The sequence below is a fragment of the Pseudomonas sp. SID14000 genome (genome assembly GCF_002165135.1).
Lineage (GTDB): Bacteria > Pseudomonadota > Gammaproteobacteria > Pseudomonadales > Pseudomonadaceae > Aquipseudomonas.
Genome location: NZ_NFZQ01000006.1, coordinates 195,414 through 207,282, shown reverse-complemented (window position 1 = coordinate 207,282; position 11,869 = coordinate 195,414). Strand labels below are relative to the sequence as shown.

Here is an 11,869-nt window from a genome sequence, read left to right as displayed (position 1 = left end):
GCCAAATCCCGGGGCCGCTTCGCGGCCCATCGCGACACAAGGCTGCTCCTACAGGGGACCGTATCCGCGGTCAGGCTGTGGTGCTGACCATCCCGCCCGCGCTACTGCCACCCGTCTTCTGTAGTGCTTCGAGCAACTGCGCGGTGGCCTGCAGGATTTCACCATTGATGGTCGCGATACTCGCCTGCCTGGCGGTCACGGCTGCGAGCTTGGTCGTTTCGTCCATCTTCTGCGCCATCAACTGGGCCAGTTGCTTCTGTTCTTCGGCCAACTGCTTCTGCAGCTTCTTGATCATCTCGCGCAATTGCTTGATGTGCGCAGGTTCCGAACTTTCACTGCTGCCCTGGGCCCCTTGGGCCTGGCCGCCACCGTTCACTTTCGACGTATCAGCCTGAGTGCTGGCCCCACTCTCTTCAGTCTTTTGCCCATCCTGGCTGTCGGCGACCTGGGATGTACTCACCGCCTGGGCCGTGGTGCTGATGCTGACTGCTGCAATACCTGTCATGTCTTTCTCCATGCGTTGCAAATGGGTCCTTGGGTTGTTCTGCCTATCGGCTGGCAGGCGCAGGTCTTTAGCCCCTGTTGCAAGCGGCCAGTCGCCTGCCAGCCCTTTCGCGACACAAGGCCGCTACAGGATCGCGCCAGCTTCAGGCTCCCTTGCGCCCTGAAACATTTGCTTGCATTTAAAACGGCAGGTTTTCGATTCTCATTCGTCCTTATCAGTACAGCCCCTCTTTGGCTGGGAACAGGCTCGACTCCCCCTTGCAGAAGACCGTCAGATGGCCAAATCACCGAAAAAATCCAAATCCAGGCTTTGGTTCCTGGTCCACAGCTGGCTCGCCTTGCCGATCTGGTTCTTTGTCCTGATCGTCTGCTTCACCGGCATGCTCGCCGTGGTCAGCCAGGAAATCGTCTGGCTGGCCGACCCGGCCGTGCGCGCCAACAAGCCCGACGCCGACGTCGAGCGCCTGAGCTTCCAGCAGGTGCTGGAGGCCCTGCACAAGGCCGAGCCAGGCATGGTGGTGGAGCGGCTCAGCCAGCCCGACGGTTCGCACTTCGCGGTCAAAGCCGATGTCACCCTGCCTGACGGCACCAGCCCGACGCTTTATGTAAACCCTTACACCGGGGCCATCCAGGGCAAGACCCCGGACTTCAACTTCGAAGCCTTCACCCGCGCTCTGCACGGCTGGTGGCTGGTGCCGTTCACCAATGGTTTCAGCTGGGGCTGGTACCTGGTGTCGCTGCTCGGCCTGCCTATGCTGGCTTCGCTGGTTACTGGCCTGGTGGTGTACAAGAAGTTCTGGAAGGGCTTCTTCAAGCCGGTGCGCACCGGCCATGGTTCGCGTATTTTCTGGGGCGACCTGCACCGTCTGGCCGGGGTCTGGTCAATCTGGTTCATTGCAGTCATCTCCATCACCGGCACCTGGTTCCTGATCCAGGCGATCCTGTCCGACAACCACGTCACCATTTCCAGCCGGCCCATCGTGCCGGTGATCGCTCGTGAGGATGTGCCGCAAACTCCGGATGGCAGCCCGGCAGCGCGTATCGACCTGGATGAAGCGGCGCGCATCGCGGGGCTGGCGATCCCGGGGTTAGAGATCAACTTCATCTCGCTGCCGGCCACCGCCTACAGTCACGTCACCCTGGCCGGGCCGGGCTGGTACCCGCTGATGTTCCAGAGCGCTTCGGTGAACCCGTACACGCGTAACGTAGACAGTCAGTTCCTGATTAGCGACCGCTCGGCCCTGGAGTTCATAACCGAGTCCATGCGCCCGCTGCACACCGGCGATTTCGGCGGCCTGCCGATCAAGCTGGTGTGGTTCTTCTTCGGCCTGGTCCTCACCCTGATGGTGTTCAGCGGCTTGCTGATCTGGACCAGGCGCACCGCCCAGGCTACCGCCGCAGCCCTCAAGCGCAGCGAGCGCGTGCCGCGCATGGCGCGCAATGAACCCTCCGTGGAGATCCGCCCATGAGCCAGGGCCAAACCGTACCCGCCAGCCCGCTGAAGCAGCTTTGGCTGAAGTGGCGTTTTCACCTGAACATCCTGCTGATCCTTATCCCGCTGGGCTTCATGCCCAAGTACTTCGCCGATGCCAGGCTGTTCCGCGGCGAGGCGGGGCTTGGCGCCAATGTGATCAGCGATATCCAGGTCGGCCCCTATACCCTGGACCTGGCCGAACTGCGTGACGAGCCCCCCCGCGCCGACGGCCCGGCCGGCTACTTCAAGGTCTTCAATGCGTCGCTGTGCAAGGCCTGCATCAACGACGTCAAGGCGGCCTACCTGCGTATCGGCAAACCGCGCAGCCTGCGCGCCGCCGGCACCATTTTCTTCGGTGCGCCTTACAACATGGGCACCTCGTTGCCGATACCGCCGCGCACCAAGCCCGACGCGCAGATCTGGATCACCCTGGAAGGCTGGGACGGCAGCATCCACCAGGCGTCGGTCCCCCTGACCCAGGCATCGCCAGCCACCGTGGCCTGGCTCGAGAAACAAGGAGGCAAGAAATGAAGCACCTGATGCGCACCCTCGCCCTGCCCTTGCTGGCGCTGGCCGCCGGCCCGGCCCTGGCGCACAACCCGATGTGCGAGTGCGAAGAACTGCCTGGCGGCCAGGTCAAGTGCACCGGCGGCTTCTCGGACGGCAGCGGTGCCCCCGGGGTAACCCTGGATGTGATCGGTTACGACGAACAGGTGCTGGTCGGCGGCAAGCTCGGTGATGACTCGACACTGACCTTCAAGCGCCCGGACGGTGAATTCTACGTGCTGTTCGATGCCGGCCCCGGGCACGTGGTGGAAGTCGACTACGCCGATATCGCCCAGCCATGAGCCGCGCCCAAGTGGTTCGCCCGGCCGGTTCCGGGCACGAAACCCTGTACGTGCTGCTGGTCAGCCTGCTGATCGTGGTACTCGCCGCCAGCGTAGTGCTGTTACGCGGTGAACGCGAAGGCGAACAGGCCATCGCCGGCCACCAGATCGACGCCCGTCGCGACCTCACCGCTGCCGAGCAAGGCCTGTACACCGACCTGCAGGTGGCCTTCGACGAGATCCAGCTGCTGCGTGAAGAAAACGCTGCGGCGCCCAGCGTACAGGCCCTGGCCGAGGAAGGCCTGCCGCCGTTCGTGGTCGATGCCGGCAGCCAGAGCCGCGGTAGCCACCAATGGTCGTGGCTGGAACCTGGGGCCTACCTGGGCCGCAGCCAGGCCCCGGAAGTGGCCGGCAGCCTGCTACTGATCCTGCCGGCCGACAGCACCGGCCAAGCCGATGTCTGGCTGCGCCGGGACAGCGCCGCCGTGCCCCCGGACGACCTCGGCCAGGGCGCCCTGATTACCGCCGGCTGGCAGCAGGTGGTCAGCCATTACGACGCCGGGGTCACCCGCGAACACCGTCACTGAACCAAGGACTCCCCCATGCTCCGCTCCGCCCTCGCCCTGCTTCTGGCCCTTGCCCTGCCGGCACTGGCCCTGGCCGATAACGGCAAGCCGCTACGCATCGGCATCACCCTGCACCCCTACTACAGCTACGTGAGCAACATCGTCGGTGACAAGGCCGAAGTGGTGCCGCTGATTCCGGCAGGGTTCAACCCCCATGCCTACGAGCCACGGGCCGAGGACATCAAACGCATCGGCACACTGGACGTGGTGGTACTCAACGGCATCGGCCATGACGATTTCGCCGACCGCATGATCGCCGCCAGCGAAAAGCCTGGCATCAAGACCATCGAGGCCAACCAGAACGTGCCGTTGCTGGCGGCCACCGGCATCGCCGCCCGCGGCGCCGGCAAGGTGGTCAACCCGCACACCTTCCTGTCGATCAGCACCACCATTGCCCAGGTCAACAACATCGCCCGGGAGCTGGGCAAGCTCGACCCGGATAACGCCAAGCTATACACGCAAAACGCCCGCGCCTACGCCAAGCGCCTGCGCACCCTGCGTGCCGACGCACTGGCCAAGGTCACCGAGGCCCCCAGCGCCACCTTCCGGGTCGTCACCATCCATGCCGCCTACGACTATCTGGTGCGCGACTTCGGCCTGGAGGTCACCGCGGTGGTCGAGCCAGCCCATGGCATCGAACCTAGCCCGGCCCAGCTGAAAAAGACCATCGACCAGCTCAAGGCGCTGGACGTGCGAGTGATCTTCTCGGAAATGGATTTTCCATCCGCCTATGTCGAAACCATCCAGCGTGAATCCGGCGTGCGCCTGTACCCGTTGACGCACATTTCCTACGGCGAATACACCAAGGACAAATACGAAGTGGAGATGAAGCGCAACCTCGACACCGTGGTCCGCGCCATCCAGGAGAACCGAGCATGACCGCCGCCGCCAACCTGATGACAGCCTGCGGGCCGCGCATCGAGTTCGCTGGCATCGACCTGACCCTGGGCCGCACCCGCATCCTCGAACAGGTCAGCCTCAACGTCGCCGCCGGCAGCGTACATGCCATTGTCGGCCCCAACGGCGGCGGCAAGAGCTCGCTGATCAAGACCCTGCTCGGGCAAATGCCGCATCAGGGCCAGCTGACCCTGCACTGGCCCGGCGACTGCGGAGTGATTGGCTATGTACCGCAGGCGCTGGAGTTCGACCGTGGCCTGCCAATGACCGTGGGCGACTTCATGGCTGCCATGTGCCAGCGCCGGCCCGCCTTCCTCGGCCTGTCGCGCCGTGTGCAGCCGGCCATCGACGCGGCCCTGGCCAGGGTCGGCATGCTCGACAAGCGCAAACGGCGCATGGGCGCGCTTTCCGGTGGCGAACGCCAACGCGTGCTGCTGGCCCAAGGCCTGATCCCCGAGCCGCACCTGCTGGTGCTGGACGAGCCAATGTCGGCCCTGGATGAAGCCGGCATCCAGGTGTTCGAGCAACTGCTGCAGGGCTGGCGCCAGGCCGGCACCACCGTGCTGTGGATCGAACACGACCTTGAGGCCGTGATGCGCCTGGCCGACCGGGTTACCGGCCTGAGCCGCCAGGTACTGTTCGACGCCCCACCCGCCCAGGCCCTGCCCCCGGAGCGCCTGCTCGGCCTGTTCTCCGTTCACCCGCGTAGCGAGAGCGCTGCCTGATGAGCTTTGAAATTTTTCGCCAAACGGTCCAGGACTGGGCCAATGCCGGTTACCTACCCGAGGCGCTGGCCTACGGCTTCGTGGTCAACGCTTTGCTGGCCGGCCTGATGATCGGCCCGGTGCTGGGCGGCCTGGGCACTTTGGTGGTGGTCAAGCGTTTTGCCTTCTTTTCCGAGGCGGTCGGCCATGCCGCGCTGACCGGCGTGGCCATCGGCATCCTGCTGGGCGAGCCCTACACCGGCCCTTACGGCAGCCTGTTCGGCTACTGCCTGCTGTTCGGCATCTTGCTCAACTTCCTGCGCAACCGCACCGGGCTGTCGCCGGACACGCTGATCGGGGTGTTTCTGTCGGTGTCGCTGGCGCTGGGCGCCAGCCTGCTGCTGATGCTGGCAGGCAAGATAAACGTGCACATCCTCGAGAACGTGCTGTTCGGCTCGGTACTGACCGTCAGCGGCCAGGACCTGGTGGTGCTGGGCATCGTCGCAGTGCTGGTGCTGGCGCTGACCCTGCCGCTGTACAACCGTATCATGCTGGCCAGTTTCAACCCGCAGCTGGCGGCCGTGCGCGGGGTGGCAGTGAAAACCCTGGACTACCTGTTCGTGGTACTGGTGACCCTGGTCACCGTGGCCTCGGTGAAGGTGATCGGGGCGATTCTGGTCGGGGCGCTGCTGGTGATTCCCGCTGCCGCCGCACGCCTGGTCAGCCAGTCGCTGAAGGGCTTTTTCTTCCTGTCGGTGCTGATCGCCACACTGAGCACGCTACTGGGTATCCTGCTGCCGATCGTTCTTGACCTGCCGGTGCCATCCGGCGCCGCGATCATTCTGGTCGCCGGCATCTGCTTCGCCCTGGCGGCGCTGGCCCGCGCCCTCGTCCCCCGCCTGCAAGGAAACCCGGCATGAACCTGAAACGCCTGACCCTGGCGCTGGCCCTGGCAGGCCTGCCGTCGCTGTCTTTCGCCACGCAAGTGCTGACCACCCTGCCCGTCACCCACAGCCTGGCCAGCGCCCTGCTCGACGGTACCGCGGTGCAGCTCACACGTACAGCGCCCGCCAACCTGCCTGCCAGCCGCCAGCCGTCCTATTTCAGCGGGCGCGGTGGCGCCAGCCTGCACAAGGCCGCACAGCAGGCCGACGCGGTGATCGGCGTGCGCTCGATCTGGCGTGACGACCCGCTGTACCCGATGGCCCGGCGCAGCAATATCCGGATCGTCGAGATCGACGCCGCACGGCCGGTGGATGGCGCGCTGCCGGGTATTGCGGTGAACGGTGACGAGGCGTATGGCGCCTACCCCTGGCTCAACCCGACCAACTTCGGGCGCATGGCCGACGTGGTAGCCAATGACCTGGAGCGGTTGGCACCGGACGACAAGGCGAAGATCCAGGGCAACCTGGCAGGGATCAAGCGCCAGTTGCTGGAGCTTTCGGCCAGCAGCCAGACGCGGTTGGCCAAAGTCGACAACCTGACGGTGGTGAGCCTGTCGGAGCGGCTGGGTTATCTGGCCAGCGGGTTGAACCTCGACGTGGTCGAGCAACCGTTGCCGCCCGAGTGGGATGCGGCTGCGCTGAAGGCATTGGGTGACAATCTGAAGGCTCAGGATGTGGCGCTAGTGCTGGACCACCGGCAGCCGGAGGCGGCTGTGGCCGAGGTGATCAAGGCGTCCGGGGCGAAGCTGGTGGTGGTGGAAAGTGACCCTGAGGATGCGCTTGCCGGGTTGAAGGCCAGTGTGGATCAGGTGGTTGGGGCATTGGCCGAAAGCTGATCAGACAGGCTGGCACGGTCAATGTGGGAGCGGCCTTGCGTCGCGAAAGGGCCGCATAGCGGCCCCAGGATTTCAGCACAGATGCACAAATTTCTGGGGTTGCTGCGCAGCCCTTTCGCGACGCAAGGCCGCTCCCACAGTTGATTGCGTTGGATGACAGGCTAACGCTTCATGCACCGCTGATAACGCTCATCCACCCGCCCGGCAAACCACGCCGTGGTCAGCTTGCGGGTGATCTTCGGGCTTTTCAGCTGTATCCCCGGCAGTACCGCCCGTGGTACTGGCTTGCCAGCGGCAGCATCGGCCATGGCGAACACCCCGCGGTACAGCTTGCTGTCCTCGAAGGACAAGCTATCGCCCTCCTCCAGCTGGCTGCGAATCTGCGGGTTGCGCAGCCCCAGCTTCCCTCCCAACTTGCGCGCCGCCTGTTCAGTGGTCCCGGGCATGATCGAGCCCGGCGCCACCAGGTCGCCGTCCAGCGCCAGCGTCACCCCCGTCGCCTTGCTCAGTGCCGCCTGAAATGCCGCATTGCGACTGGCGTACCAGCCCGCGTTGAAATCGGCAAAGCGGTACAGCTGGCAATCGTAGTTGGCCGAATAGCCTAGCAAGTGGGCTATACCGAAATACATGCCGCCGCGCCGGGTAAACACTTCCTGGCGAATACTGCCATTGTGGCTGTAGGGGTAATCCCGCGAATGCTTTTCGGCGAAGTCAATGCTGACCTGCATCGGCCCACCGGTATGCACCGGGTTCAGCCCGCCCAACAAGGTCTTGCCTAACGGCACGCGAGCGATGACTTCGTCGTACAGTTCGCTCAGCTGCTTCTCGCTGCGTACCGCCTGCAGGCGCTGCTGGTAGCTCTTGCCGTTGCCCGACGGCGTCTTCAATGCACCGTCGACCAGGAGCTTGGGGATATGCAGGCGCGCGGCGCGGCGGTCGATTTCTTCACGGGCGATACGCCCCAGGTTGGGCACCTGTGGGTCGGCGTTGAACGTCGACTCCTGCTCGGTCACCGCCAGCACCGCGCACAGGTTGCTCTTGCTGGGGGCAATGCGCTGGGCCTCGAACGCCACCTGGATGTCCCGGGCCCAGCCCTCACGGTCCTTGGCCTGGGCGGGCAACAGCCGCAGCAGTTGGGCGTGGACCTTGGCCGGGTCCGCCTCGGGCGCTTCCTCACGGCGCCCGGCGCAGCCTTGCAGCAGCGCCACGGCCATCAACCCGACAGCCAGTAACCGGCCGTTCAGGGCTGTTCACCGACCAGGTAGGTCTTGCTGATGTGGCGGAACAGCGGGTGACCTGCACTGCCCATGAGTTCGAACAATACCATTTCACGGGTCACCACCTGCGCCCCCGCGGCCCGCATGCGCGCCAGGCCTGCGGCCTTGCTCGACGGGGTACGGCTGTCACAGGCATCCTCGACCACGAACACCTGCTTGCCCAGTGCCAACAGGCCGAACACGGTCTGCAACACACAGACATGGGTTTCCATACCGCAGACAATCACTTGCTCGCGCGCCATCAGGCCCGCTGGCAGGCACTCGGCAGCCACGCAGGAAAAGTGGCTTTTTTCCACCACCTCAGCGGCAGGCGCTGCGGTCAGCAGTTCGACCAGGGTATGGCCCAGGCCCTTGGGGTACTGCTCCGAAATCACAGTCGGCAGACCCAGCTCAGCCGTCGCTGCCAGCAACCAGCGGGCACGCGCGCGGGTGCCTTCAGGGTCGCTCATGGCGCCGATGAGTTTTTCCTGGATGTCGACGACCAGCAGCGTGGCCTTGTGGGGATCGATCAGCATTGTCTGCCTCTTGCCTGGGAAAAGGCCTAGCCTCCCCCAGGCAAGCGGTGACGTCAATCAGGCGGACAGCCGAAGCGGTTGCAGCAACGCGGCCAGCGCTGCGAGCACCGGGCCCTCCTGCTCATGGATGAAGAAGTGGCCACCAGGGAACATCTGCAGCGAGAACGCCCCGTGGGTTTCCTTGCGCCAGGCCTGCAATTGCTCGTCGCTGGCGCGGTCCTGCAGGCCCCCCAAGACGTGCAGCGGGCACTGCAAGGCCGGCCGCTGGCGATAGACGTAGGTACCACAGAGCAGGAAGTCGGCGCGCAAGGTGGGCAAGGTCAGGCTCATCAGTTCGGCGTTGGCCAGCACTTCCTCGGGCGTGCCCTGAAGCTCGCGCAACTCGCTGATCAGCTCGGCATCGCTCTTGGGCTCACGCCAGTTCTTGCCGCCGTAGTCCTCACGACGAGTGGGCGCTGCGGTGCCGCACGCGAACAGCGCGAGCGGCGGCGGGCAGCCCAGCGCTTGCAGCTCATGGGCCAGCTCGAAGGCCAGCAATGCCCCCAGGCTATGACCGAGCAGCGCGTAGGGGGTGCTGGCCGCCAGGCGCTGCTCAGCGGCCAGTTGCCGAGCCAGGGCCTGCATGTCGGTATGCAGTGGCTCGGCCATGCGCGCGCCACGCCCGGGCAGCTCCACCGGGCGCACCTGCAGCCATGCCGGCAGCTTGCGCCGCCAGCGGCTGTAGACCATGGCGCTGGCCCCGGAATACGGCAGGCACAGCAGGTTCAAGGCAGTCACTGGACGGCGGCTTCGGCCATTTTCTGGCGCAGGCTCAGCGGGCGCATGTCGGTCCAGACCTCGTCGATGCAGGCCAGGCAGTCCTTCTTCAAGCCGCTCTTGCCTACGGCACACCAGCCGTTGGGGATGGCTTTGTAATCGGGCCAGATCGAATATTGCCCTTCGTGGTTGACCACTACCAGGAACTGGATATCGTCGCGGTCGAAAACGGAAGTCATAGCCTGTCTCCTTGAGTGATGGATGCCGTGGCGGACCTGGCGCTGGGGGCTTTCAAGTAGACGTAGCGTGTGGCGGAAAATTTAGTGGGCCTGACGCGGTTCCTCAGGTATCCCGCAGCAGGTCGTGGGTATCGAGCAACCGGAAGGCAACCTGCGGGTTGCGCTCCAGCCCACGGCGGATCGCCGCCGGGATCGACTGCCGGGTCTTGCGGCACAGTCCTGGCTGGTCGTCCAGTTCGATGACAATACCGCGCATGGTCCGCACTTCATTGAAGCCAGGGGCGATATGCACGCGGATGCCGAGGTTTTCATACATCCGTTGCTGCAGGCGCTGCAGGTCTTCCAGGTCCTTGAGGTTTTCCAGGCGTTCGAGCAGGCGTTTTTCTTCCTGGCGGGTCAGCAGGAGAATGCGCTGGACGGCCTGTGGTTGATCGGCCAGGTGTTCGCGGCCGCAAATGCAGGCACCAGGGGGGCACGGTTGGCGCAGAGGCGGGGAGCTGGTCATGGGGCAATCATAGCCAGTTTTGTACCGCCTGTGCCGGCGACAGGGCCATCAGCAACTACTTCAAGGCTCGAAACCTTCGACAATGATCACCTCGGCCTTCGCCACCGCCTGGCGGTGCCTGCAAGCCTCCTGATACAGCTCGGACCGGTAGCACGCCACCGCCTGCTCATACGAATCGAACTCGATCACCACGCTACGCTGAGGGGTAGGCCGCCCTTCCATCGCCTCGCTGCGCCCGCCACGAGCGAGGAAGCGGCCGCCGAACGCCTTGAAGGCAGCCGGGGCGCGTTGGGTGTACTGCTGGTATTGCTCGGGGTCGGTCACGTCTACATGGGCGATCCAGTAGGCTTTCATGCGTTGCTCTCCTGTCACGGGCAATATTTATGTATGATGGTATACCATAATAATCACCCCACCACAGTGAGCGTGCACATGGCTTTCAATACCATCGAAGAACTTCTCGATGACTACCGGCAAGGCAAGATGGTCCTGCTGGTGGATGACGAAGATCGGGAAAACGAAGGCGACCTGCTGATCGCTGCCGAGCGTTGCGACGCCCAGGCCATCAACTTCATGGCCCGTGAAGCGCGCGGGTTGATCTGCCTGACACTGACCGACGAACACTGCCAACGCCTGGGCCTGGAGCAGATGGTGCCTGCCAACGGCAGCGTGTTCAGCACCGCCTTCACCGTATCGATCGAGGCGGCCACCGGCGTCAGCACCGGTATTTCCGCTGCCGACCGGGCGCGTACCGTGGCGGCGGCCATGGCCCCCAACGCCCGCCCCGAAGACCTGGTGCACCCCGGCCATGTCTTCCCCCTGCGCGCCCGCGAAGGCGGCGTGCTGACCCGCGCCGGCCACACCGAAGCCGGCTGCGACCTCGCACGCCTGGCCGGGTTCACCCCGGCGTCGGTGATCGTCGAAGTGCTCAACGACGATGGCACCATGGCCCGCCGCCCGGACCTGGAGGTGTTCGCTGCCCGCCATGGCATCAGGATCGGCACCATTGCCGACCTCATCCACTACCGCCTGAGTACCGAGCAGACCATCAAGCGCATCGGCGAACGCGAACTGCCGACCGTGCATGGCACCTTCCGCCTGGTCACCTATGAAGACCGCATCGAAGGTGGTGTACACATGGCCATGGTCATGGGCGATATCCGCCGCGCGCAGCCGACCCTGGTGCGGGTGCACGTGATCGATCCGTTGCGCGATCTGGTTGGCGCCGAATACTCGGGCCCGGCCAACTGGACGCTATGGGCGGCGCTGCAGAAGGTGGCCGAGGAAGGCGCCGGCGTGGTGGTGATCCTCGCCAACCACGAGTCCTCGCAGGCACTGCTGGAGCGCGTGCCGCAGCTGACCCAGCCGGTGCGGCCTTATCAGCGCGGTCAGTCGAAAGTGTATTCGGAGGTGGGCACCGGGGCGCAGATTCTGCAGGACCTGGGCGTGGGCAAGCTGCGTCATCTGGGCCCGCCGCTGAAATATGCAGGCCTGGCGGGGTATGAGCTGGAGGTGGTGCAAAGCATACCGTTCGAGCCGGACATGCTCGGCTAGAACAGACAAGCAACTGACTTGGCAGGCCCTGTGGGAGCGGGTTCACCCGCGAATACGATGGTGAAGCCACCAACGCATTCGCGGGTGAACCCGCTCCCACAGGGCCTGCGCAGTTTCTGAAAGGACGGAGTGATGGCCGGTAGCCTCATGGCTCTTGCCAAAAGTTTGGAATACCATAATATGATATCCCGTAGACCTTAAACCTACAGGC

At 64.7% G+C, this 11,869-nt stretch carries 16 protein-coding genes; 9 read left to right on the top strand and 7 right to left on the bottom strand.

Annotated features, from left to right (window positions below; translation table 11 throughout):
• Positions 1-70: 70 nt before the first annotated feature.
• A complete protein-coding gene (locus tag CAY82_RS11205) occupies positions 71-505 on the bottom strand; it encodes a hypothetical protein (protein WP_087501251.1) in 435 nt (144 codons plus the stop codon).
• 274 nt (positions 506-779) lie between these two features.
• On the opposite strand from CAY82_RS11205, the gene CAY82_RS11200 reads away from it, so the two are divergent.
• From CAY82_RS11200 to CAY82_RS11165, 8 genes are read left to right on the top strand one after another with little or no spacing between them, the layout of a single operon-like run.
• Positions 780-1,973, top strand: a complete 1,194-nt coding sequence (locus tag CAY82_RS11200) for a PepSY domain-containing protein (protein ID WP_087501250.1) — start codon at positions 780-782, stop codon at positions 1,971-1,973.
• On the top strand, positions 1,970-2,509 hold the full coding sequence (locus CAY82_RS11195; protein ID WP_087501249.1) for a thiamine pyrophosphate-binding protein: 540 nt from the start codon (positions 1,970-1,972) through the stop codon (positions 2,507-2,509). The genes CAY82_RS11200 and CAY82_RS11195 overlap by 4 nt, the downstream gene beginning before the upstream one ends.
• Positions 2,506-2,826, top strand: coding sequence for a hypothetical protein (locus CAY82_RS11190; RefSeq protein ID WP_087501248.1), 321 nt, complete (start codon positions 2,506-2,508; stop codon positions 2,824-2,826). The genes CAY82_RS11195 and CAY82_RS11190 overlap by 4 nt, the downstream gene beginning before the upstream one ends.
• Positions 2,823-3,392: a DUF6162 family protein gene (locus CAY82_RS11185; protein ID WP_087501247.1), complete on the top strand. Its 570-nt coding sequence runs from the start codon at positions 2,823-2,825 to the stop codon at positions 3,390-3,392. Before CAY82_RS11190 ends, CAY82_RS11185 begins: the two co-directional genes overlap by 4 nt.
• 15 nt (positions 3,393-3,407) lie before the next feature.
• Positions 3,408-4,310: a metal ABC transporter substrate-binding protein gene (locus CAY82_RS11180; protein WP_087501246.1), complete on the top strand. Its 903-nt coding sequence runs from the start codon at positions 3,408-3,410 to the stop codon at positions 4,308-4,310.
• Positions 4,307-5,053, top strand: a complete 747-nt coding sequence (locus CAY82_RS11175) for a metal ABC transporter ATP-binding protein (RefSeq protein WP_087501245.1) — start codon at positions 4,307-4,309, stop codon at positions 5,051-5,053. The genes CAY82_RS11180 and CAY82_RS11175 overlap by 4 nt, the downstream gene beginning before the upstream one ends.
• Complete coding sequence (locus tag CAY82_RS11170) at positions 5,053-5,952, top strand: metal ABC transporter permease (RefSeq protein ID WP_087501244.1); 900 nt, start codon at positions 5,053-5,055, stop codon at positions 5,950-5,952. The genes CAY82_RS11175 and CAY82_RS11170 overlap by 1 nt, the downstream gene beginning before the upstream one ends.
• Complete coding sequence (locus CAY82_RS11165) at positions 5,949-6,812, top strand: metal ABC transporter solute-binding protein, Zn/Mn family (RefSeq protein WP_087501243.1); 864 nt, start codon at positions 5,949-5,951, stop codon at positions 6,810-6,812. The genes CAY82_RS11170 and CAY82_RS11165 overlap by 4 nt, the downstream gene beginning before the upstream one ends.
• A gap of 161 nt (positions 6,813-6,973) precedes the next feature.
• Here CAY82_RS11165 and CAY82_RS11160 read toward each other — a convergent pair whose 3' ends face one another.
• The 6 genes from CAY82_RS11160 to CAY82_RS11135 form a co-directional block, all read right to left on the bottom strand.
• Positions 6,974-8,026 (bottom strand): DUF1615 domain-containing protein, encoded by a 1,053-nt coding sequence (locus CAY82_RS11160; RefSeq protein ID WP_087501242.1) that lies wholly within the window; start codon positions 8,024-8,026, stop codon positions 6,974-6,976.
• 26 nt (positions 8,027-8,052) lie between these two features.
• On the bottom strand, positions 8,053-8,604 hold the full coding sequence (locus CAY82_RS11155; RefSeq protein WP_087501241.1) for a hydrolase: 552 nt from the start codon (positions 8,602-8,604) through the stop codon (positions 8,053-8,055).
• A 57-nt stretch (positions 8,605-8,661) separates the two neighbouring features.
• On the bottom strand, positions 8,662-9,381 hold the full coding sequence (locus tag CAY82_RS11150; protein WP_087501240.1) for a thioesterase II family protein: 720 nt from the start codon (positions 9,379-9,381) through the stop codon (positions 8,662-8,664).
• Entirely contained in the window at positions 9,378-9,599 is a 222-nt protein-coding gene (locus CAY82_RS11145; protein ID WP_087501239.1) for an MbtH family protein, read from the bottom strand. Before CAY82_RS11145 ends, CAY82_RS11150 begins: the two co-directional genes overlap by 4 nt.
• 103 nt (positions 9,600-9,702) lie before the next feature.
• Entirely contained in the window at positions 9,703-10,104 is a 402-nt protein-coding gene (locus CAY82_RS11140) for a hypothetical protein (RefSeq protein WP_087501238.1), read from the bottom strand.
• Between the two features lie 60 nt (positions 10,105-10,164).
• Positions 10,165-10,458: a DUF1330 domain-containing protein gene (locus CAY82_RS11135; protein WP_087501237.1), complete on the bottom strand. Its 294-nt coding sequence runs from the start codon at positions 10,456-10,458 to the stop codon at positions 10,165-10,167.
• Positions 10,459-10,536: 78 nt separating this feature from the next.
• On the opposite strand from CAY82_RS11135, the gene ribBA reads away from it, so the two are divergent.
• Entirely contained in the window at positions 10,537-11,658 is a 1,122-nt protein-coding gene (ribBA, locus tag CAY82_RS11130) for a bifunctional 3,4-dihydroxy-2-butanone-4-phosphate synthase/GTP cyclohydrolase II (protein WP_087501236.1), read from the top strand.
• Positions 11,659-11,869 lie beyond the last annotated feature (211 nt).